This window comes from Novosphingobium sp. JCM 18896 (genome assembly GCF_025938095.1).
GTDB lineage: Bacteria > Pseudomonadota > Alphaproteobacteria > Sphingomonadales > Sphingomonadaceae > Novosphingobium.
The window spans coordinates 232,305-251,992 of record NZ_JAPCZF010000004.1 but is presented as its reverse complement, the minus strand read 5'-3'; the positions used below and the strand labels follow the sequence as shown (position 1 = coordinate 251,992).

Annotated in this window: 26 protein-coding genes; 18 read left to right on the top strand and 8 right to left on the bottom strand. The window is 68.0% G+C overall.

Annotated elements, in window-relative coordinates; all coding sequences use genetic code 11:
- The first annotated feature begins 72 nt into the window (after nt 1–72).
- The 8 genes from leuC (at nt 73) to OLX23_RS15800 (ending at nt 5,061) form a co-directional block, all read left to right on the top strand.
- A complete protein-coding gene (gene leuC / locus OLX23_RS15835; protein ID WP_264445984.1) occupies nt 73–1,515 on the top strand; it encodes a 3-isopropylmalate dehydratase large subunit in 1,443 nt (480 codons plus the stop codon).
- The gene (locus OLX23_RS15830; RefSeq protein WP_264445983.1) at nt 1,499–2,029 is read left to right on the top strand and encodes a DNA-deoxyinosine glycosylase; all 531 of its coding nucleotides are present in this window, start codon (nt 1,499–1,501) and stop codon (nt 2,027–2,029) included. The genes leuC and OLX23_RS15830 overlap by 17 nt, the downstream gene beginning before the upstream one ends.
- 41 nt (nt 2,030–2,070) lie before the next feature.
- Nucleotides 2,071–2,238, top strand: a complete 168-nt coding sequence (locus tag OLX23_RS15825) for a hypothetical protein (protein ID WP_264445982.1) — start codon at nt 2,071–2,073, stop codon at nt 2,236–2,238.
- A complete protein-coding gene (leuD, locus tag OLX23_RS15820) occupies nt 2,238–2,840 on the top strand; it encodes a 3-isopropylmalate dehydratase small subunit (RefSeq protein ID WP_264445981.1) in 603 nt (200 codons plus the stop codon). The genes OLX23_RS15825 and leuD overlap by 1 nt, the downstream gene beginning before the upstream one ends.
- A 100-nt stretch (nt 2,841–2,940) precedes the next feature.
- Nucleotides 2,941–3,264, top strand: a complete 324-nt coding sequence (locus OLX23_RS15815) for a DUF1476 domain-containing protein (protein WP_264445980.1) — start codon at nt 2,941–2,943, stop codon at nt 3,262–3,264.
- Nucleotides 3,265–3,268: 4 nt separating this feature from the next.
- On the top strand, nt 3,269–3,502 hold the full coding sequence (locus OLX23_RS15810; protein ID WP_264445979.1) for a BolA family protein: 234 nt from the start codon (nt 3,269–3,271) through the stop codon (nt 3,500–3,502).
- Between the two features lie 29 nt (nt 3,503–3,531).
- Nucleotides 3,532–3,843: a Grx4 family monothiol glutaredoxin gene (grxD, locus tag OLX23_RS15805; protein ID WP_264445978.1), complete on the top strand. Its 312-nt coding sequence runs from the start codon at nt 3,532–3,534 to the stop codon at nt 3,841–3,843.
- Nucleotides 3,844–4,272: 429 nt separating this feature from the next.
- Nucleotides 4,273–5,061 (top strand): NUDIX hydrolase, encoded by a 789-nt coding sequence (locus OLX23_RS15800; protein WP_264445977.1) that lies wholly within the window; start codon nt 4,273–4,275, stop codon nt 5,059–5,061.
- On the opposite strand, the gene OLX23_RS15795 is transcribed toward OLX23_RS15800, so the two are convergent.
- Together OLX23_RS15795 and OLX23_RS15790 are read right to left on the bottom strand one after the other, a co-directional pair.
- Entirely contained in the window at nt 5,058–6,308 is a 1,251-nt protein-coding gene (locus tag OLX23_RS15795) for an MFS transporter (RefSeq protein WP_264445976.1), read from the bottom strand. The genes OLX23_RS15800 and OLX23_RS15795 overlap by 4 nt on opposite strands.
- Nucleotides 6,309–6,442: 134 nt before the next feature.
- On the bottom strand, nt 6,443–6,772 hold the full coding sequence (locus OLX23_RS15790; protein WP_264445975.1) for a PilZ domain-containing protein: 330 nt from the start codon (nt 6,770–6,772) through the stop codon (nt 6,443–6,445).
- A gap of 129 nt (nt 6,773–6,901) precedes the next feature.
- Between OLX23_RS15790 and OLX23_RS15785 the strand changes: the two genes are divergently transcribed.
- Together OLX23_RS15785 and OLX23_RS15780 are read left to right on the top strand one after the other, a co-directional pair.
- On the top strand, nt 6,902–8,530 hold the full coding sequence (locus OLX23_RS15785; RefSeq protein ID WP_264445974.1) for an inorganic phosphate transporter: 1,629 nt from the start codon (nt 6,902–6,904) through the stop codon (nt 8,528–8,530).
- A gap of 5 nt (nt 8,531–8,535) precedes the next feature.
- Nucleotides 8,536–9,519 (top strand): CorA family divalent cation transporter, encoded by a 984-nt coding sequence (locus tag OLX23_RS15780; protein ID WP_264445973.1) that lies wholly within the window; start codon nt 8,536–8,538, stop codon nt 9,517–9,519.
- A 20-nt stretch (nt 9,520–9,539) separates the two neighbouring features.
- On the opposite strand, the gene OLX23_RS15775 is transcribed toward OLX23_RS15780, so the two are convergent.
- The 5 genes from OLX23_RS15775 to OLX23_RS15755 form a co-directional block, all read right to left on the bottom strand.
- Nucleotides 9,540–9,794, bottom strand: a complete 255-nt coding sequence (locus OLX23_RS15775; RefSeq protein ID WP_264445972.1) for a hypothetical protein — start codon at nt 9,792–9,794, stop codon at nt 9,540–9,542.
- 76 nt (nt 9,795–9,870) lie between these two features.
- Nucleotides 9,871–10,257 carry a response regulator gene (locus tag OLX23_RS15770; RefSeq protein ID WP_264445971.1) on the bottom strand — a complete coding sequence of 129 codons (387 nt, stop codon included), beginning with the start codon at nt 10,255–10,257 and terminating at the stop codon, nt 9,871–9,873.
- Between the two features lie 77 nt (nt 10,258–10,334).
- Nucleotides 10,335–10,724, bottom strand: coding sequence for a response regulator (locus OLX23_RS15765; protein WP_264445970.1), 390 nt, complete (start codon nt 10,722–10,724; stop codon nt 10,335–10,337).
- Between the two features lie 82 nt (nt 10,725–10,806).
- The gene (ppk2, locus tag OLX23_RS15760; protein WP_264445969.1) at nt 10,807–11,739 is read right to left on the bottom strand and encodes a polyphosphate kinase 2; all 933 of its coding nucleotides are present in this window, start codon (nt 11,737–11,739) and stop codon (nt 10,807–10,809) included.
- 50 nt (nt 11,740–11,789) lie between these two features.
- Entirely contained in the window at nt 11,790–12,200 is a 411-nt protein-coding gene (locus OLX23_RS15755; RefSeq protein WP_264445968.1) for a low affinity iron permease family protein, read from the bottom strand.
- Nucleotides 12,201–12,420: 220 nt separating this feature from the next.
- On the opposite strand from OLX23_RS15755, the gene OLX23_RS15750 reads away from it, so the two are divergent.
- On the top strand, nt 12,421–14,307 hold the full coding sequence (locus tag OLX23_RS15750) for an ABC-F family ATP-binding cassette domain-containing protein (RefSeq protein WP_264445967.1): 1,887 nt from the start codon (nt 12,421–12,423) through the stop codon (nt 14,305–14,307).
- A gap of 10 nt (nt 14,308–14,317) precedes the next feature.
- The gene (locus OLX23_RS15745; RefSeq protein ID WP_264445966.1) at nt 14,318–14,800 is read left to right on the top strand and encodes a GreA/GreB family elongation factor; all 483 of its coding nucleotides are present in this window, start codon (nt 14,318–14,320) and stop codon (nt 14,798–14,800) included.
- Between the two features lie 141 nt (nt 14,801–14,941).
- Here the strand turns inward: OLX23_RS15745 and OLX23_RS15740 are convergent, their stop codons facing one another.
- Nucleotides 14,942–15,202, bottom strand: coding sequence for a hypothetical protein (locus OLX23_RS15740; RefSeq protein WP_264445965.1), 261 nt, complete (start codon nt 15,200–15,202; stop codon nt 14,942–14,944).
- Between the two features lie 336 nt (nt 15,203–15,538).
- Here OLX23_RS15740 and OLX23_RS15735 point away from each other — a divergent pair, with 336 nt between their 5' ends.
- The 6 genes from OLX23_RS15735 (at nt 15,539) to OLX23_RS15710 (ending at nt 19,546) form a co-directional block, all read left to right on the top strand.
- Nucleotides 15,539–15,949: a hypothetical protein gene (locus OLX23_RS15735; protein WP_264445964.1), complete on the top strand. Its 411-nt coding sequence runs from the start codon at nt 15,539–15,541 to the stop codon at nt 15,947–15,949.
- Nucleotides 15,950–15,951: 2 nt separating this feature from the next.
- Nucleotides 15,952–17,319, top strand: coding sequence for a L,D-transpeptidase family protein (locus tag OLX23_RS15730; RefSeq protein WP_264445963.1), 1,368 nt, complete (start codon nt 15,952–15,954; stop codon nt 17,317–17,319).
- A gap of 107 nt (nt 17,320–17,426) precedes the next feature.
- The gene (locus OLX23_RS15725) at nt 17,427–17,648 is read left to right on the top strand and encodes a hypothetical protein (protein ID WP_264445962.1); all 222 of its coding nucleotides are present in this window, start codon (nt 17,427–17,429) and stop codon (nt 17,646–17,648) included.
- 12 nt (nt 17,649–17,660) lie between these two features.
- Nucleotides 17,661–17,831: a host attachment family protein gene (locus OLX23_RS15720; protein ID WP_264445961.1), complete on the top strand. Its 171-nt coding sequence runs from the start codon at nt 17,661–17,663 to the stop codon at nt 17,829–17,831.
- 64 nt (nt 17,832–17,895) lie between these two features.
- Nucleotides 17,896–18,660: a histidine phosphatase family protein gene (locus OLX23_RS15715; protein ID WP_264445960.1), complete on the top strand. Its 765-nt coding sequence runs from the start codon at nt 17,896–17,898 to the stop codon at nt 18,658–18,660.
- Complete coding sequence (locus OLX23_RS15710) at nt 18,653–19,546, top strand: NAD(P)H-hydrate dehydratase (protein ID WP_264445959.1); 894 nt, start codon at nt 18,653–18,655, stop codon at nt 19,544–19,546. The genes OLX23_RS15715 and OLX23_RS15710 overlap by 8 nt, the downstream gene beginning before the upstream one ends.
- Nucleotides 19,547–19,688 lie beyond the last annotated feature (142 nt).

The following is a 19,688-nucleotide window of genomic DNA, read 5'->3' as shown; positions in this document are numbered from 1 at the left end:
GCAAGGACCGCCGCGCTTTCGCGCATCTGCAAGACGCTTGAAATGCTTGTGCGACGGGCCTAGCTGCCCGTCATGACCACTGCACCGCGCACGCTCTACGAGAAGATCTGGGACGCCCACGTCGTCGAACGCCGGGACGACGGCACCTGCCTCGTCTACATCGACCGTCACCTCGTCCACGAAGTGACCAGCCCGCAGGCCTTCGAGGCGCTCCGCGTCGCCGGCCGCCCGGTGCGCCGCCCCGATCTCACGCTCGCCGTGCCCGATCACAACCTGCCGACGACCCCGCGCCAGGATGCGCAGGGCAACCGCATTCCGATCGCCGATGCCGAGAGCGCCAACCAGCTCAAGACCCTGGCGAAGAACGCGCCCGAATTCGGCGTGCGCTACATCAGCGAAGTCGACGTCGAACAGGGCATCGTCCACGTCGTCGGCCCCGAGCAGGGCTTCTCGCTACCAGGCGCGACGATCGTCTGCGGCGACAGCCACACTTCGTGCCACGGCGGCCTCGGCGCGCTGGCCTTCGGCATCGGCACGACCGAGGTCGAGCACGTCCTCGCCACCCAGACGCTGATCCTGTCGCAGTCGAAGACCTTCGAGGTCCGCGTCGACGGCAAGCTGGCGCCGGGCGTCACGCCCAAGGACGTCGTGCTCCATGTCATCGGCGTGATCGGCACGGCCGGCGGCACCGGCCACGTCATCGAGTTCTGCGGCTCGACCTTCGAGGACATGTCGATCGAGGGCCGCCTGACCGTCTGCAACATGTCGATCGAGGGCGGCGCCCGCGCCGGCCTGGTCGCCCCCGACGACAAGACCTTCGCCTATGTGAAGGGCCGCCCCTATGCGCCCAAGGGCGCCGACTGGGACAAGGCCGTGGCCTGGTGGACCAGCCTCAAGACCGATCCCGGCGCCAAGTTCGACAAGTCGGTGCACATCGACGCCGCCGACATCCAGCCAACCGTGACCTGGGGCACCAGCCCCGAGGACGTGGTGCCGATCGGCGGCGTGGTTCCCGCGCCCGAGAGCTTCGCCGATGCCTCGAAGCAGCAGGCGGCGCAGGTCAGCCTCGACTACATGGGGCTGCAGCCGGGCACCAAGATGACCGACATCGAGGTCCAGAACGTGTTCATCGGTTCGTGCACCAACAGCCGCATCGAGGACATCCGCGCCGCCGCCGAAGTGCTGCGCGGCCGCAAGAAGGCCGACAACGTCAAGTGGGCGATCGTCGTTCCCGGCTCGGGCCTGGTCAAGCAGCAGGCCGAGGCCGAAGGGCTCGACAAGATCATCACCGAGGCCGGCCTCGAATGGCGCGAGCCCGGCTGCTCGGCCTGCCTGGCGATGAACCCCGACAAGGTCCCCGCCGGCGAACGCTGCGCCTCGACCAGCAACCGCAACTTCACCGGCCGCCAGGGCCCGGGCGCGCGCACGCACCTGGTCTCGCCGGCCATGGCCGCGGCGGCGGCGGTGACGGGCAAGCTGACCGACGTGCGGACGCTCGTTGGCGAACCCGCCTGATCCGGCCGAAAACCTGACAGAGGCGCGCAAGTCCGCTTTCGCGCCTTTCGTCTTTCCCGATACGCGCGTGCTGATCCTCGGCACCCTGCCGGGCGAGGCTTCGCTGCGCGAGCAGCGGTACTATGCCCATCCGCAGAACCAGTTCTGGCGGCTCACCGGCGCGGTGATCGGGCGCGAGGATCTGCCCGCGCTCGAGTACGAGGAGCGGCGCGGCACCTTGCGCGCACACGGCATCGGGCTGTGGGACACGATCGCCTCGGCCGTGCGCAAGGGCAGCCTCGACGCCGCGATCCGCGAGGCCCGGCACGCGCCGCTGGCCGATCTCGTCGCCGGCCTGCCCGCGCTGCGTGCGGTCGCTTTCAACGGCGCCACCTCGGCGAAGATCGGACGCAAGCTGCTGGCCGACGCGACAGTCCGCTTGGTCGATCTGCCGTCGAGCAGCCCGGCCTATGCGGCCATGCGCTTCGAAGCGAAGCGCGAACGCTGGCTCGAATTGCGGGAATTCCTGCCCTAGAGTGCTTGCATGCGCGCGCCGGGATGCACATAGGAGGCCTCATGACCGACAAGACCGACAAATCGAGCTGGACGGGCAAGGCCGCGCTCGCGGGTGCCGCGATCGGCTCGGCCGCGCTGACCGCGGCGCTGCTCTACGCCTCGCGCCGCAAGGAACGGAACCAGAAGGCGCTGCCCAAGCCCACGAGCGAGACGCCGGAGACCGATTGATGGAGCCGATCAATCACGTCCACGGCCGCGCGATCCCCTTCGGCCGCAAGAACGTCGACACCGACGTCGTCATTCCCGCGCACTGGCTCAAGACGATCACGCGCGAAGGCCTCGGCAAGGGCGCCTTCGAGGCCGTGCGCAAGGAACCCGGCAACGTCTTCGAGGACCCGGAATATGCCGGCGCGCCGATCTTGATCGCGGGCGACAATTTCGGCTGCGGATCGAGCCGCGAGCACGCCGCCTGGGCCCTGCTCGACATGGGCGTGAACTGCGTGCTGGCGCCGAGCTTCTCGGACATCTTCTCGGGCAACGCCTTCAAGAACGGCATCCTCGCCGTGGTCCTGCCGCAGGAAGCGATCGACCGCCTGATGGAGGTCGCCAAGACCGATCCGATCGACGTCGATCTCGAGACGCAGAGCGTCACCACGCCGTTCCAGGACCGCTTCACCTTCGAGGTCGATCCGTTCCGCAAGCACTGCCTGCTGAACGGGCTCGACGAGGTCGGCCTGACCCTGGCGCAGGCCGATGCCATCGGTTCCTACGAACAGCGCGCGGACAGCGACCTGCCGTTCCTGGCTCATCCCGGACGCCAGGCCGCCTGATCACCAGCCGCTGGCGATCGCCAAGTGGTATTGCCAAGTGGTATTGAATGCGCAAGCCCGCCGCCCTAGGGGCGGCGGTGAACCGACCTAAGGAGCCGAGATGACGACCTTCGAAGATCGCGAACGCGGGGAAGAAGCCAAGTTCGCCCACGACGAGGAAATGCAGTTCCGCATCCAGGCCCGCCGCAACCGGTTGCTGGGCCAGTGGGCGGCAGAGCGCATGGGTCTCTCGGCGGCCGAAACCGAATCCTACGCCAAGGGCGTCGTCCAGGCCGACTTCGAGGAAGCCGGCGACGAGGACGTCATCCGCAAGCTGCTCGGCGATCTGGTCTCGGCCGGCGTCGATGCCAGCGAAGCCGAAGTCCGCACCGCGCTCGCCGACAAGGCGGTCGAGGCGCGCCGCGCGCTGATGGGCGAGGCCTGAACCGATGGCGATGGCCGCCGCCGAGATCGAGGCGCTGATCCGCGCCGCCCTGCCCGATGCCGAGGTCGAGATCACCGACCTCGCGGGTGACGGCGATCACTATGCGGCGCGTGTCGTCTCCGAAAGCTTCCGCGGCAAGCCGCTCGTCCAGCGCCACAAGCTGGTCTACGAGGCGCTCGGCGGCCGCATGGGCGGCGAGCTCCACGCCTTGCAACTCAAGACCGAGGTTCCCAACTAGGAACCGCATAACCAGGGTCCCAATTCATCATGTCCGACGCCCAGAGCCGCATCGCCGAAATCGTCCAGTCCAACCCCGTCGTCCTCTTCATGAAGGGCACGCCGCTGTTCCCGCAGTGCGGCTTCTCGAGCCGCGCCGTCGCGATCCTCGATCACCTCAACGTGACCTACGAGAGCGTCGACGTGCTGCAGGACATGGAAATCCGCTCGGGTATCAAGGAATACTCGGAGTGGCCGACGATCCCCCAGCTCTACGTCAAGGGCGAGTTCGTCGGCGGCAGCGACATCATGATGGAGATGTTCGAGGCCGGCGAACTGCAGGGCCTGTTCGCCGAGGGCTGAGGCCCTCCACCCTCACCGCTGCGACTAGCTTCGCTGCGCTCAGCAAGTCTCGCGCCTCTCCCGCCAGCGGGAGAGGGTTTGGGTAGCGCACCTTTTCCCGCTGGCGGGAGAAGGATAGCGAAGCTTGCGTCCGTAAGACGCTAGCAGAGCTTGGATGAGGGTGGCGATTTTGGAAAACCCGGCCTCGGAGGGGAGGAGGCGGAGCCGGGGAGACTAGATCCGGCCCCGCCTCATATTCGAGACTACGTTGGGGTATCCCATACATAGCACGAGGCGTGCCAATTCTCGGAAACGGCGAATTTGCGCGGTTTTCGGTGTTGAACGCGCTGGCAACCACGCGCCACCTGTAAGGTTTTCCGACAGCATGCGCCAGGTTCACATCACCGCTTTTTCCTTGCCACACCTGCCTCAGCGCCGGAGAATGCCCCGATGAACGCGCAATCCGACGGCATCGCCGAAGCTCCGCCAAAGGTAATCCCGGCCGCCACCGTCGTGATCTTTCGCCATTGCCCCGAAGGCGGGCCGCCGCAGCTGCTGATGGTCCAGCGCGCCAAGGAGATGCGCTTCGCCGGCGGCGCCGCGGTGTTCCCCGGCGGGCGCGTCGACGAGGCCGATCGTGTGCTCGCCGCGCAGCTCGCACCGCAGGCCGATCTTGAGATTGCCGCCTCGCGCGTCGCCGGCATGCGTGAGACGCTGGAAGAGACAGGCCTGGCCATTGCAGTCCAGCAGACCGTCAGCGTGGCCGACGCCGTGGCCGCGCGCGCACTGTTGCTCGAGACGGGCGAACTCGCGCCGGTGCTCGATCGCTTCGGCTGGACGCTCGATCTCGACCGGCTCGTGCCCTTCGCGCACTGGTGCCCGATGCGCGACGGCTCGTTCGACACGCGCTTCTTCCTCGCCGACCTGGGCACCGGCGCGGTCGACGTCACCGTCGATGCCACCGAGAACACCCGCCTGTTCTGGGCCAGCGCCGCCGAGGCCCTGCGCCTCGCCGACGAAGGTGACATCAAGGTGATCTTCCCGACGCGGCGCAATCTCGACCGGCTGGCGCTGTTCGCGAGCTTCGCCGAAGCCCGTGCGCAGGCCGAGGCGATCCCCGTGCGGCTGATCACCCCGCGCCAGGTCGACCGCGACGGCGAGCGCTGGCTGACGATCCCCGAGGACTACGGCTACCCGGTCACCGGGCAGCCGATGGAGACCGTCCAGCGCGGATTCTAGACCGCGGCGGGCGCTGCCATTGCCGGCGCCGCGCGCTTGCGCGAGGCCCAGAGCGCCAACAGCACCGACACGGCGAAATAGGCGACCATGACCAGGATCGTGATCGCGTAGCTCTGGTTGAGGCGGTAGACGGTGCCCGTTCCCACCACGCCGATGACCATCAGCGGCAGGGTCAAGGTCGTCGCCAGGCCATAGGCGCGGCTGAAGCTCGCCGCGCCCAGGGCATCGGGGATCGCGCGGCTGAGCGCCGGGATCGCGCCCGATCCGTGCATGCCGATCAGGCCGACGATGACCGCGACGACGGGGAACGGCAGCCCCAGCAGCAGCGCCAGCCACAGCAGGCCGGCATCGAAGGTGATCAGCGCCAGCGTGCGCCCGCCGCCGATGCGGTCGGAGACCAGGCCGAACAGGATCGAACCCGCGATACCGACCATCGACATGATCGAGGCGAGCAGCGCCGAATGGTCGCGCGTGAAGCCCCAGGATTCGCCCATCGACACGAGATGGACGCCGAGCAGCACCGAGCTGGTGTTGATCGAGCCCGCGGCGATCGCCAGCCCCCAGAACACCGGATGCTTGAGAAGTTGCGCAAGGCCGAGCCCGGTATCGGCGACGGCGGGATCGCCGGTGCTGACCGCCTGCTTGGCCGTCTTGCCCGGCGGATGGTCGATCACCAGCAGCGCCGCCGGCAGCAGCACCAGCCCCGACAGCGCCGCGAGCGCGAGGAACAGCGTCTCGACGCCATGATGCTCGACGATCCAGTTCCCCGCGACGGGCATGATCGTCACGATCACGGGCAGATGGACGAGGCCGATGGCGAGCCCGCGGTTGCGGTTGAACCAGCGCGTGACCAGGGTCGGCGGCACGACCGCGCCGGCCAGCGACATCGCCGGGCCGAGCAGCAGGCCGAAGGCGACCAGATAGGCGACGAAGCTCGTGGTGAAGGCCAGCAGCAGCCAGGCCAGCGCCGAGGCGACCGCGCTGCCCGCGATCAGGCTGCGCAGCGAGAAGCGCGAGGCGAGCACGCCGGCGACCGAGGCCAGGATCGCCGAGCCGAGGATCACCATCGGCACGCCGGCCGAGGCCAGCTCGGGCGTTACCTGCAGCCGTTCCTGCATCGGCTTGAGCAGGATGCCCGCCGTGCCGAAGATCGAGCCGATCAGCACGTTGTGCGAAAGCCAGGCGATCACGCCCATGCGCACGGCGAGCGGATGGTTTGGCGCGTCCTGCGCCGTTTCGGAACTCATGGCTGTCACTGATTCGATCTCCCGTCGGGCGCGCTTCGGCGCCGCATTTGCCGGGAGTGTTGCAGTTGGCCGCGGGCTTGACCAGCAGCTTGTTGTGCCAATTCTTTGGTGGGCGCGCCGTGCGGCCGATCGGATCAGTAGGACGAGATGCCGACGGGCTGATTGGCGGCGTGGAGCTGGCTGAGATGATCGACCACGGGGCCATAGAGCGGCGCATCGAACTGGATGCCGGCATGGGCACCCTCGATCCAGCGGACCGTGCCGCTGACGCCCTCGAGCCCCTGCGGCCGGATGACGATGCGCGTACCAACGCGCACCGCGAGCGTGCTCGTGGTCAGGCGGCAACCATTTTGCGATATATCGGAAATATAGCCGTTGTCGCGCATCCCGCTCTGCGTGCGGCAGGTGGCCGCCATCCTCACGGGACGACGTTCGTCACGGCGTGGGGTGATCGGGTGCGACATGACGCTTTTCATAGCCGCAAGATGGTAAACGCATCCTGAAGCCAAGCCCGCAAGGACTACGGATCCAGCCATGGACATGCGAGTGTAACAGTCCGTTTCTAGGCCCTTGGTCGAAGGGACGAATCGACCATGGCAACCATTTCCGCAGGCATCGCCACAGACGGGGCCGATACCGGCCGTCCGGACCTCGACCGCGGCCTCGGCCGCGCCGGTTTCGTCGGCTTCGGCGCGGCGATCCTCGCCGCCCTGCTCTATGTCGTCTGGAGCGTCTATGGCGATGCCAGCGCCGCCGGCGTCGACACGACGGTGATCCTGCCCTTCATCCTGCTGTTCGTCGCGCTGCTGATCGCGCTCGGCTTCGAATTCGTGAACGGCTTCCACGACACGGCCAACGCCGTGGCGACGGTGATCTACACCAATGCCCTGCCCGCGCACGTCGCCGTGGTCTGGTCGGGCTTCTTCAACTTCCTCGGCGTGCTGCTGTCGACCGGCGCGGTCGCCTTCGGCATCATCTCGCTGCTACCGGTCGAGCTGATCCTCCAGGTCGGCTCGAACTCGGGCTTCGCCATGGTCTTCGCGCTGCTGATCGCGGCGATCATGTGGAACCTCGCGACCTGGTTCTTCGGCATTCCCGCCTCCTCCTCGCACACGCTGATCGGCTCGATCATCGGCGTCGGCGTGGCCAATGCCATGCTTCACGGACGCTCGGGCACGGCCGGGGTCGACTGGACCAAGGCCACCGAGATCGGCCAGGCGCTGCTGGTCTCGCCGCTGATCGGCTTCGGCGTCGCCGCGCTGCTGCTGCTGACAATGAAGGTGCTGATCCGCAACAAGGCGCTCTACGAGGCGCCCAAGGACGGCCTGCCGCCGCCGTGGTGGATCCGCGGGCTGCTGATCTTCACCTGCACCGGCGTCAGCTTCGCGCACGGATCGAACGATGGCCAGAAGGGCATGGGTCTGATCATGCTGATCCTGATCGGCGTGGTCCCCACCGCCTATGCGCTCAACCGCGCGGTGCCGGCGCAGTACGTCAGCGAGTTCCACATCAACTCGGCCGCGGCCAGCGCGCTGCTCGATCCCGCCCCCGCTCCTGCCTCGACGCCCGGCACCGACCCGGTCGCCGCGCGCGCGGCGGTGACGCGCTACATCGCCGAGAAGACCTATCGCCCCGAGACCAAGCCCGCGCTGGCCACGCTGATCCGCGACATCGACGGCCAGGTCCAGGCCTACGGCTCGCTGGCCAAGGTGCCCGGCGCCGCGGTCAACAACATGCGCAACGACATGTACCTCGCCTCCGAGGCGATCAAGCGGCTGGGCAAGGACAAGGCCGCCGCGATCGCCGAACCGCAGGCCGAAGTGCTCGAAAGCTACAAGAAGGACCTCGACCAGGCGACGCGCTTCATCCCGCTGTGGGTCAAGATCGCCGTGGCCTTCGCGCTCGGCCTCGGCACGATGGTCGGCTGGAAGCGCATCGTCGTCACCGTCGGCGAGAAGATCGGCAAGTCGCACCTAACCTATGCCCAGGGCGCCTCGGCCGAACTCGTCGCGATGGGCACGATCTTCGGCGCCGACCACCTCGGCCTGCCGGTCTCGACCACCCACGTCCTGTCCTCGGGCGTCGCCGGCACGATGGCCGCGAACAATTCGGGTCTGCAGATGAGCACGGTGCGCAACCTGCTGATGGCTTGGGTGCTGACCCTGCCGATCTCGATCCTGCTCTCGGGCGGGCTCTACGCGCTGTTTTCGGCGCTGATGTAACCGGCTTGGCGGAAAACCCCCTCGGCCCCGCCCTCATCTGGGGCATGGCCTTCACGGCCGAGGGTGCGCGCGAACTGGCTGGGTGCGACGACGGCGATGCCGGCGGCTCAGGCACTGGCTTCCGCTGGCTGCACCTGAGCCTCGCCGACCTGCGCACGCGCCGCTGGCTCGAACAGTCGGCGGCAATTCCGCCCGAAGTGCGCGAGCTGTTGCTGTCCTCGGACCAGCACCAGCGCTCGGTCGCGCAGAACGACTGCGTCGGCTGCGTCATCCACGACTTCGAGCGCGATTTCGAACGCACCCAGACCGACCGCATCGGCGCCGTGCGCATCGCGCTGTGCGCGGACCTGGTCATCACCACCCGGCTCCACCCCGTGCGCTCGGCCGACATCGCCCGTCGCCGCATCGAGGCCGGCGCCCATCCCGAAAGCCCGGCCGCCGCGCTCGACCTGATGGTCGGCGCCATCGCCCAGAACATCGGCGACATCGCCCGCTCGCTCGAACGCGAGGTCCAGGCCGCGGAAGACGCCTTCCTCGACGGTCACCATACGCCGACCAGCCGCGAACTGATCACCTTGCGCCGCCGCCTCGCGCAGATCCATCGCCTGCTCGACGGCATGCGCAGCGTGTTCCAGCGGCTCGAGCGCGACAGCGACGTGCCGCCCACGCTCCAGCCGGTGATGGAGAACCTGTCGCAACGCCTCCTCGGCCTCGACGGCGACATCATGTCGATCCAGGGCCAGCTTCGCGTGCTGCGCGACGAGATCGACATCCAGCAGGAACAGCGGACCAACCAGAACCTCTACCTGCTGTCGATCATGACCGCGCTGATGCTGCCGACGACCTTGGTCACCGGCGTGTTCGGCATGAACACCGGCGGCATGGGCCTGCAAGGCCCAGGCGGAACGCTGATCGCCGTGTTGCTGGCGCTTGCCGCCGCGGCTGGAACCTATGCGCTGCTACGCTGGATGGGCTTCATCAGGCGCTGACGGGCGACGCCGAAGCCGGTTCAGATGGTGAAGATGCCGCCGACGGAATCGAAGCCGACCAAAGTGACGATCTGACCCTGCAGCACCGCGAGCTCGACCGCGTCTTCATCACCGACGGAGACCGGCGCAGAAGCGGCCGGGACGAACATCGGCATCGGATTGATCGGCGTGTCGGGCGCTTGGACGTTGACGAAGCTCACGCCGTCCACGGCAGCGCCCAGCGATAGATACAGATCGGCCATGGCTTCCCCCGACGACTCCGGTGCGGCGTCCAAGCACGCCTATCGCCCCGGTGACAAGGGATTTTATCGCAGGTCACGATCAAACCGGTACGATCTTCGATGCCCGGTGTCAGCCCGGCCGGCTCTGCAAGGTGGCATCGACGAATTTGAGCAGCGAGGCCACGGTGAAGGGCTTGGGCAGGACCCGCACATGCGAGAACCGCGGCGCGATCGCGTTGGGGGCGTGGCCCGTGGTGATCGCCCAAGGGATCTGCAACTCGTCGAGCCGGCGACCGACGTCGAACGAGACGTCGTCCTCGATCTGCAGGTCGATCACCGCGGCATCGACCGCGCCGTCGTCGAGCAGCTTCATCGCGCGCGGTATCGTCAGCGCCGGGCCGACGACCTCGTGACCAGCCGCCTGGAGCGCCTCCTCCATCAGCATCGCGTTGAGAACGTCATCCTCCAGGACGAGTATCCTGGCGGGCTGGGCAGCATTGGCAGTCCGATCCTGCATGGCACCCTCGCTCGATCAAGATCGCGGTCTGTTCGAAGAAACGCAGGATACATCGAAAAAGTTGCCGACGACAGCCGTTAGCCGCCTTGCTTAGTATAAAGGTCGAGCACCTGCTGGGGCAGTCCGTGAATGTCGAAAGGCTTGGAAATCACCCCGAGAACACCTGCGTCGGTATAGGCCGTCAGCTCGCGATCGAGCAGCGCGGCGGAGATGCCGATCGCCGGCAGATCGGCAAAGGGCGGGATGCTCTGCATCCTATGGATGAATTCCAATCCGTGCATTCCGGGCAGGCGAAAATTGGTCAGGGCGAGATCGTAGCGGTCGGGCGTGGTCGACAGATGCGCCAGCGCCTCGTCGCCATTGTCGAAGGTCGTGACCTCAAACCGACCGCTGCGTTCGAGCGCGAGTTTGACGATGAACTGGATGTCCTTTTCGTCTTCGACGAGCAGCGTCCTGATGGCCGGCATGGCGTGCAAATCTCCCGGGTTCAGGAAACCAACGCCTCGCAGCAGGAAATGGCGCCAGAGAATTGGCTCCGTTAGCGACCCATCAGAACTTCGCCGGCACGTACATCTCGTCCGGCACGGGATGGCGGATGTAGTCGTCGTGCCGCACCCGATCGGGCAGCATCACCGGTGCCTTGGGCACGTCGTTGAAGTCGAACTGCGACAGCAGATGCGCGATGCAGTTGAGCCGCGCGCGCTTCTTGTCGTCGGCGGCGACCACCCACCACGGCGCCTCGGGGATGTGCGTGCGTTCGAGCATGGCTTCCTTGGCGCGCGTGTAGTCCTCCCACATGCGGCGCGATTCGACGTCCATCGGCGAGAGCTTCCACTGCTTGAGCGGATCATGGATGCGCAACGCGAAGCGGAACTGCTGTTCCTCGTCGGTGATCGAGAACCAGTATTTGATCAGGACGATGCCCGAGCGCACGAGCATGCGCTCGAATTCGGGGACCGAGCGGAAGAACTCCTCGACCTCGTCCTCGCTGCAGAAGCCCATCACGCGCTCGACGCCGGCGCGGTTGTACCACGAGCGGTCGAACAGCACGATTTCGCCCGCGGCGGGCAGGTGCTGGACGTAGCGCTGGAAATACCACTGCGTACGCTCGCGCTCGTTTGGCGCCGGCAGCGCCGCGACACGGCAGACGCGCGGGTTGAGCCGCTGGGTGATGCGCTTGATCGCCCCGCCCTTCCCCGCCGAATCGCGGCCTTCGAAGATCACCACGACACGCAGGCCCTGGTGGACGACCCAGTCCTGCAGGCGGACGAGTTCGTGCTGCAGGCGGAACAGCTCGCGGAAATAGGCGCGGCGATCGAGCCGGCGGCCGCGCGGCAGTTCCAGCCCTTCCTCGAAATCGTCGATCCCGGCGACGTCCTCGAGGCGCGCGTCTTCGAGTTCGAGCTCGAGCTCCTCGTCGAAATCGTCGCTGATCTCTTCCTTGATGCGTTCGAGGTCGGCGGGGCTGCTGGGCGGGTTCATCGCGCGTTCCTTTCGCGCCCGACCTGCCGCATCGGCGTGACACTAGCGCGTCAGTGGCGCTTGAGCAGGTGTTCCAGCGAATGGGTCGCAGCCTTGCGCTCGCTGTCCTCGCAGGTGACCTCCTGCTCCAGCGCCTTGCGGATATCCTCGACCTCCTTGTCGGTCAGGTGCTCGATGGCGATGAACTGGTCGCGCGCGTTCTCGACCGCGCGGATCAGCTCGTCGAGCTTGGCCTGCATCGCCGCGGCATCGCGGTTCTGGCTGTTCTGGATCAGGAAGACCATCAGGAAGGTGACGATCGTCGTGCCCGTGTTCACCACGAGCTGCCAGGTGTCGGAATAGGCGAACAGCGGCCCGCTCGCCCCCCAGACGACGACGATCGAAAAGGCCAGGACGAAGGCCAGCGGCTGGCCGGCCGCCGCCGAGATCAGGGTCGAGAAGCGGGTGAAGAGACGGTCCATCGCGGCAAATCCTGCATGTTCGGCACGAGACCTCAGCAACCTTCGGCGAGGCCGGTGGTTTCCCTGCCAAACCGAAATCAAGGAGTTACATCATGGGCAAGGCTCTGCTTCTCTGGCTGGTCGGCGTTCCGATCCCCGTCATCCTGATCCTGTGGCTGGTGTTCTTCCGCTAGTATCTTCCCCGCTTCCGGTCGCGCGCGCCGCCTGCTAGGCGCGCGCCATGCTTAACCTTTCCGGCATCACGGTTCGCCTCGGCGGACGCACGATCATCGACGACGCCACCGCCAAGCTGCCGCCGCGGGGTCGCGTCGGCCTGATCGGCCGCAACGGCGCGGGCAAGTCCACCTTGGTGCGCGTGATCGCCGGCATGCTCGAGCCCGACAGCGGCGTGGTCTCGATGCCCCGAGGCAGCCGGCTCGGCTACATCGCGCAGGAAGCCCCGGGCGGCGATGCCACCCCGTTCGAGACCGTGCTCGCCGCCGATACCGAGCGCGCGGCGCTGATGATCGAGAGCGAGACCTGCGAGGATCCGCACCACCTCGGCGAGATCCACGAGCGGCTGATAGCGATCGACGCGCATTCGGCACCGTCGCGCGCGGCGCGCATCCTCGTCGGCCTCGGCTTCGACGAAGAGGCGCAGCACCGCCCGCTCGAAAGCTTTTCGGGCGGCTGGCGCATGCGCGTGGCCCTGGCCGCGCTGCTGTTCTCGCAGCCCGACCTGCTGCTGCTCGACGAACCGTCGAACCACCTCGATCTCGAAGCCGTGCTGTGGCTCGAGGACTTCCTCAAGTCCTATCCCGCGACGATCGTGCTGGTTAGCCACGAGCGCGACTTCCTCAACAACGTGGTCGACAACATCCTCCACCTGTCGGGCGGCAAGCTGACGCTCTATCCAGGCGGCTACGACGCCTTCGAGCGCCAGCGCGCGGAACGCCAGGCGCAGCTCGCATCGGCCAAGGCCAAGCAGCAGGCGCAGCGCGAGCACCTGCAGGCCTATATCGCCAAGAATTCGGCCCGCGCCTCGACCGCCAAGCAGGCGCAGTCACGCCAGAAGGCGCTGGCCAAGCTCCAGCCGATCGCCGAACTGATCGACGATCCCTCGCTGTCCTTCGAGTTCCCCGATCCCGACGAACTGCGCCCGCCGCTGATCACGCTCGACATGGCAAGCGTGGGCTACAGCGAGACGCCGGTGCTGACCAAGCTCAACCTGCGGCTCGATCCCGACGATCGCATCGCCCTGCTCGGCCGCAACGGCAACGGCAAGACCACGCTGGCCCGGCTGCTGGCCGCGCAGCTCAAGCCGATGGACGGGGCGATGAACGCCAGCGGCAAGATGCGCGTCGGCTACTTCACCCAGTACCAGGTCGAGGAACTCGATCGCAGCGAGACGCCGCTGCAGCACATGACCCAGCTGATGAAGGGCGCGACGCAATCGGCGGTGCGAGGCCAGCTCGGTCGCTTCGGCTTCTCGGGCAACAAGGCCACGACCGAGGTCGGCAAGCTGTCGGGCGGCGAGCGCGCGCGGCTGGCGCTGGCGCTGATCACGCGCGACGCGCCGCACATGCTGATCCTCGACGAACCGACCAACCACCTCGACGTCGACGCGCGCGAGGCGCTGATCCAGGCGCTCAACGACTATTCGGGCGCCGTCGTGATCGTCAGCCACGATCGCCACATGCTCGAGATGACCGCCGACCGGCTGGTGCTGGTCGACAGCGGCGTTGCCAAGGAGTTCGACGGCTCGATCGACGACTACATCGCCTTCGTACTCGCCAAGGAGCCGGCCTCGCTCAAGAAGGACGGCGGCGGCGAAGCGTCGCGCGGGGTCAACAAGAAGGACCAGCGCAAGGCCAATGCCGAAGCGCGCGAGAAGAGCCAGGCGCTGCGCAAGCAGGCCAAGGCGCTCGAGACCGAGCTCGAAAAGCTGGCGGCGCAGCGCAAGCTGATCGACCAGGCGATGTTCGATCCGGCTTCGGCCGACAAGACCTTGGCCAAGCTGACCATGACCGACCTGATGAAGCGTCGCGCCCAGGTCGAGGACTCGATCGGCGAGGCCGAGGCCAAGTGGCTGGAAGCCAACGAGGCGATCGAAGCGTTCAACGCATAGGAGACATGCGATGAGCGTAGCGTTTCGCCGCGAAGGCGACGAAGAACATCTGGAACCCAAGTTCGAGATCCCGATCCCGCCCGGCCCCAACCTGGTCACGCCGCGCGGGCTGCGGCTGATCGGCGAGAGGGTGGTGGAACTCGAAGCCCGGATCGCGCAGCTTGAGGCCGAGAGTGCCGAGGAGAGCGAGATCAAAGCGGCCAAGCGCGACCTGCGCTATTGGCAGACCCGCCAGATCACCGCCGAGCTCGCGCCCACGCCCGATGGCGATACGGTCGAGATCGGCACGACGGTGACCTTCAAGCTCGCCGGCAAGACGCGCGAACTTTCGATCGTCGGCGACGACGAGGCCGATCCGGCGGCGGGTCTGGTCAGCTGGACCGCCCCGCTCGCCCGCGCGATGATCGGTGCGGAGGCGGGGGAGTTCGTCGAGTTCAACGACCGCGAGGATGCGATCGAGGTGATGGGCATAGCCGCCCCTACGTTGTCCTAGCCTCTATCCGTCATCCCCGCGAAGGCGGGGATCCAACTCCGATGCTCTCGGAAGGCACGGCGGTGCAATACGAAGGCCCAGGTGATGGATCCCCGCCTTCGCGGGGATGACCGTGGTTTTGTCAGGCGATGTGAGGAAAGGTTATTCCCCCGCCGCGCGCTCCATCATCTCCATGAAATCGCGCGCCGCGTCGCGGTCGGCGGCCTCCTCGAAGGCGACGTCGAGATCGGGCGCGGCGCCGAACATGTGCAGCAGGGTCCACAGCGCGAAGCGCCGCGCGCGGTCCTTTTCCATGCCGAAGTCGACGCGCATCTTCTCGACCCCGGTCGCCAGCGCCTCGGGCGGGACGGTGGTCAGGTCGGTCGTGGCGAAATAGCGGCGGAGCTGATCGTCGAAATCCATGCGCGGTCCCCTTGCTGCCGCGCCCTTAGCCGCTTTTCGCCCGGTTCCCAGCCCTTTCGCGAAAAGCCCATCCTTTTTGCAAAAAGATGCCCCCGCCGAAGCGGGGGCTCGAGGTTGCGGCTCTATCAACGGGTCGCAATCGTTGAGCCGCAGCCCGTCTAGGCCGCGCCCAGGCGGCGGGTCTGTGAGTTTCCCCACACGGTTAACCGAATTTCACGCGCGCCGAGCCGTGGCACCCTTCGGAACAGCGCCGAAGTTCCGGCGTTTGCCTCGCGGGGGAAACGTTTCGGCGGAACGGCGAAAGGCTGGCCGCGCGAAGCCTGAAGGAGATGGACCGTGAAACCTTCCGTTTTGATGCTTCTGGCCGCAGCCTCCCTGCCGCTGGCCGCCTGTGCCTCGACCAATGACAGCGCGCTCGCGAGCGCCGAACCTGTCCCCACCGCGCCCGACTACACCGCCGCCGCGGCCGCTCCGCGCGACTGCCGCTCGGTCGGCGGGACGGCGCTGACCGGCGCGGCCGTGGGCGGTGCCGGCGGCGCGGCGCTCGGCGCGGTGACCGGCGGCATCAGCGTTCTCGGCGGCGCGCTGGTCGGCGCGGCCGTGGGCGGCCTTGCCGGCGCGGTCTGGGCCGATGCCAACAACGACGGCTGCGCCGACGGCTATATCCGCGAAGGCCGCTACTACGAGGGCGAGCCGGGCGCCGCCCGCACGATCGAGCGCCCCTACCGTCGCGGCGAACGCGGCTGAGCGTGACGCGCGGGATTCTGCTCGTGCTGGGCGCGGCGGCGCTGGTTCCGACCGGCGCCGCCCCGCTCCTGGCCAAGCCCGCCCCCACCGCACCGAGCGCATCGGCCGCGCTGCGCGCCGAGATCGCCGAGCGCGCGGGTTCGGACTTGCGCGGCTTCTATGCGGCGCGCGGCAATCGGCCGCTTTGGGTCGCGGCGGACGGCGCGGCTCCGGCGGCACGGCTGCTTCTCGACCAGTTGCAAAGCGCCGAGCGCGACCGCATCCGCCCGGGCAAGGTCAAGGCCTCGGCGCTCGAACGCGCACTCGATGCCGCGCGTGGCGGTTCGGCGGAGGATGTCGCCAAGGCCGAGATCGCCGCATCCAATAGCTATGTCGCCTATGTGAAGGCGCTGCGCTCGGGCAAGCGCGCGGCGATGATCTACGAAAGCGAGGCGCTGCGCCCTGCCCTGCCCACGGCCACCAGCGCGCTGCAGACCGCGGCCCGCGCGGGCTCGCTCGAGACCCACGTCCGCACGATGGCCTGGATGCACCCGCTCTATGCGCCGCTGCGCAAGGCGCTCGACGATGACAACCTGAGCGAACAGCAACGCAGCCAGATCGCGCTGAACCTCGATCGGCTGCGTGCGATCCCCGCCAATCCGGCGCGCCGCTACGTGCTGGTTGATACGGCCAGCGCGCGCCTGTGGATGTATCAGGACGGTCGCCCCGCGGCGACCATGCGGGTCGTCGTCGGCAAGCCCGAGGAAGCGATGCAGACGCCGACGATGGCCGGCTACATCCGCTATGCCGTGATCAATCCCTATTGGAACGTGCCGCCCGACCTGGTTCGCAGCCGCGTCGCCTGGAACGTCAACACCAAGGGCCCCGGCTATCTGAGCAGCGGTGGCTATCAGGTCATGTCCGACTGGACCGATCAGGCCCGGCCGATCGACCCGACGCGGATCGACTGGCGCGCGGTCGAGGCCGGCGACGGCGCGCCGCCGCGCGTGCGCCAGCTTCCCGGTGGCAGCAATTTCATGGGGACGGTGAAGTTCATGTTCCCCAACGAACAGGGCATCTACCTGCACGACACCCCCGACAAGGACCTGCTGCGCAAGGACGCGCGGCAATTCTCCTCGGGCTGCGTGCGGCTGGAAGATGCGCCGCGGCTCGGCCGCTGGCTGATGAACCGCCCGCTGCCGCGCCGCCCGCGCGGCGATCCCGAGCAGCGACTGGCATTGCCCGAACTGGTGCCGGTCTACATCACCTACCTGACCGCCATGCCCGAAGGCGGCCGCATCGCCTTCCGCGACGACGTCTACGCGCGCGACCGGCTCGGCGGCGACACGCGGCTCGCGCGCAGCGACCGGAGCCGCGCAGACCGGCCCTGACGATTCGCCGATCGACGGTTCGTCCGGAATGGCGCGCGCTTCGTGGGCGGCGTCGGCACCCGGCCTTCGCCGCGCCGTTGTGTCCCTTGGACAAGAGGAGATCGCCCATGAAACTGCCCGCCGAGACCCACGTCGCCATCGTCGACGGTGAGCGCTTCCTGCTGATGCGCAACACCGGCACCGCCGCCGAGCCCGTGCTCGAATTCCAGGGCGAACCTGAGATCGCGGAAACCAACTACAGCGCGGGCGTGCGCCACCAGGACCTGGCCGACAATGCCGCGACCGAGCCCATGGCCAAGTTCGCCCATGCCGCCGGGGTGGCCGGCTGACTCAACGGCCAGGTGCTCCAGCGCGAGATCGAGAGCCTGCTGATCGTCGCCGACCCCAACACGCTCGGCGAGATGCGCAAGCACTACCACAAGGAAACCCAGGCGGCGCTGCTCGGCGAACTCGACAAGCAGGTGACGAACATGCCCGCCCCGCAGATCGTCAAGGTCATAGCGGCCGCGTGACCGGCGGAACCGGCCGCTGCGGCGGCCGTTTCCCTCGCATGACCCAACTTCGAAACCGACAGGCATGACCCCGCGCTGGCCCTCCACCTTGTGGATCGTGCGCCACGGCCAGAGCGCGGGCAACGTCGCGCGCGATGCGGCCACCGAGGCCGGTCTCGCGCGCATCGCCCTGACCAGTCGCGACGTCGACGTGCCGCTGTCCGATCTCGGCCGCGAGCAGGCACAGGCGCTCGGCCGCTGGTTCGCCTCGTGGCACGAGGAGCAGCGCCCCGAGATCCTGCTCGCCAGTCCCTATGTCCGCGCGGTCCAGACCGCGGAGATCTTCCGTGCGGCCGGCGGCTGCCCCGCCGACGAGAAGATCTGCCTCGACGAGCGGCTGCGCGAGAAGGAATTCGGTGTGCTCGACGGGCTGACCGTGGCGGGCATCCACGAGTTCCAGCCCGACCAGGCCGAGTTCCGCAAGCTGCTCGGCAAGTTCTACCACCGCCCGCCCGGCGGCGAGGCCTGGACCGACGTGATCTTCCGCCTGCGCGCGCTGATGGACACGGTCTCGCTTCACTATGGCGGCCGCCGCGTGATGATCGTCGCACACCAGGTCGTCGTGCTGTGCCTGCGCTACGTCATCGAGAACCTGACCGAGGCCGAGATCCTCGCGATCGACAAGCAGGGCGATGTCGCCAACTGCGCGATCACCGAATACAGCTTCGATCCCGCGGCTGGGCGCGACGGCGGGCTGATGCTGTCGCGCTACAACGTCACGGCTCCGCTCGAAGAGGACGATACCCCCGTCACGGCCGAGCCCGACCAGATGGTCGCGGCGCGTGGGTGAACCGATCGCGCCCGCCGCGACGCCGCTCGACAGCAACTGGCTGCGCGACCATCCCCTGCCCGATCCCGACCACCACGCCGACAAGAACGCGCGCGGCCGCGTCTTCATCATCGGCGGCTGCGCGCGCGTGCCCGGCGGCCTGCTGCTGACCGCCGAGGCGGCGTTGCGCGCCGGCGCGGGCAAGGTCCAGGTCGCGACCGCGCGCAGCACGGCGCTGGCGCTCGGGATCGCCATGCCCGAGATCGCGGTCTTCCCGATCGACGAGGACCACGAAGGCGAGATCGCCTGTCTGCACGAAGGGCTCGACGACTTCATCGCGCGCAGCGATGCCGTGGTCGTCGGCCCGGCGATGAGCGGCGCCAAGGCGGCGGGCGCGGCGCTGGACCGGCTGCTCGAAGCCGACGACGATCTCGCGCTGGTGGTCGATGCCGCGGCGCTGATGGAGCTGCCGTCGCGCGCGCCGGCGCTGGCGGCGCGCAAGAATCCGGCGATCCTGACCCCGCACATCGGCGAGATGGCGGCGATGCTCGCCTGCGATGCCGCCGAGATCGAGGCCGATCGCTCCGCCGCTGTGCGCCGTGCGGCGAGAACCTTCGGCGCGGTGGTGACGCTCAAGGGCTCGACCAGCTTCGTCGCCGACCGCGATGGCGCGCTGTTCGCCTATGCCGGCGGCGGCGTCGGCCTCGCGACGGGCGGCTCGGGCGACGTCCTCGCCGGCATCGCCGCGGGGCTGGCCGCGCGCGGCGCGCCGCCGCTCGAGGCCGCGCTCTGGGCCTCGTGGCTCCACGGCGAGGCCGGCCGCCGCTGCGCGGTTGAGATCGGCCCGCTGGGCTTCCTCGCGCGCGAACTGCTGTTGCAGGTACCGGGGCTGATGAAGGCGGTTTGAGGCGGGTAGGCGCAATATATCGACAATCGACGTGTCTCCGACCAAACTCCGTCATCCCCGCGAAGGCGGGGATCCATCTCCTAAGGCCGCGGCACACACGGCCGTTGCGTGAAACGACAGCTCTGGAGATGGGCCCCCGCTT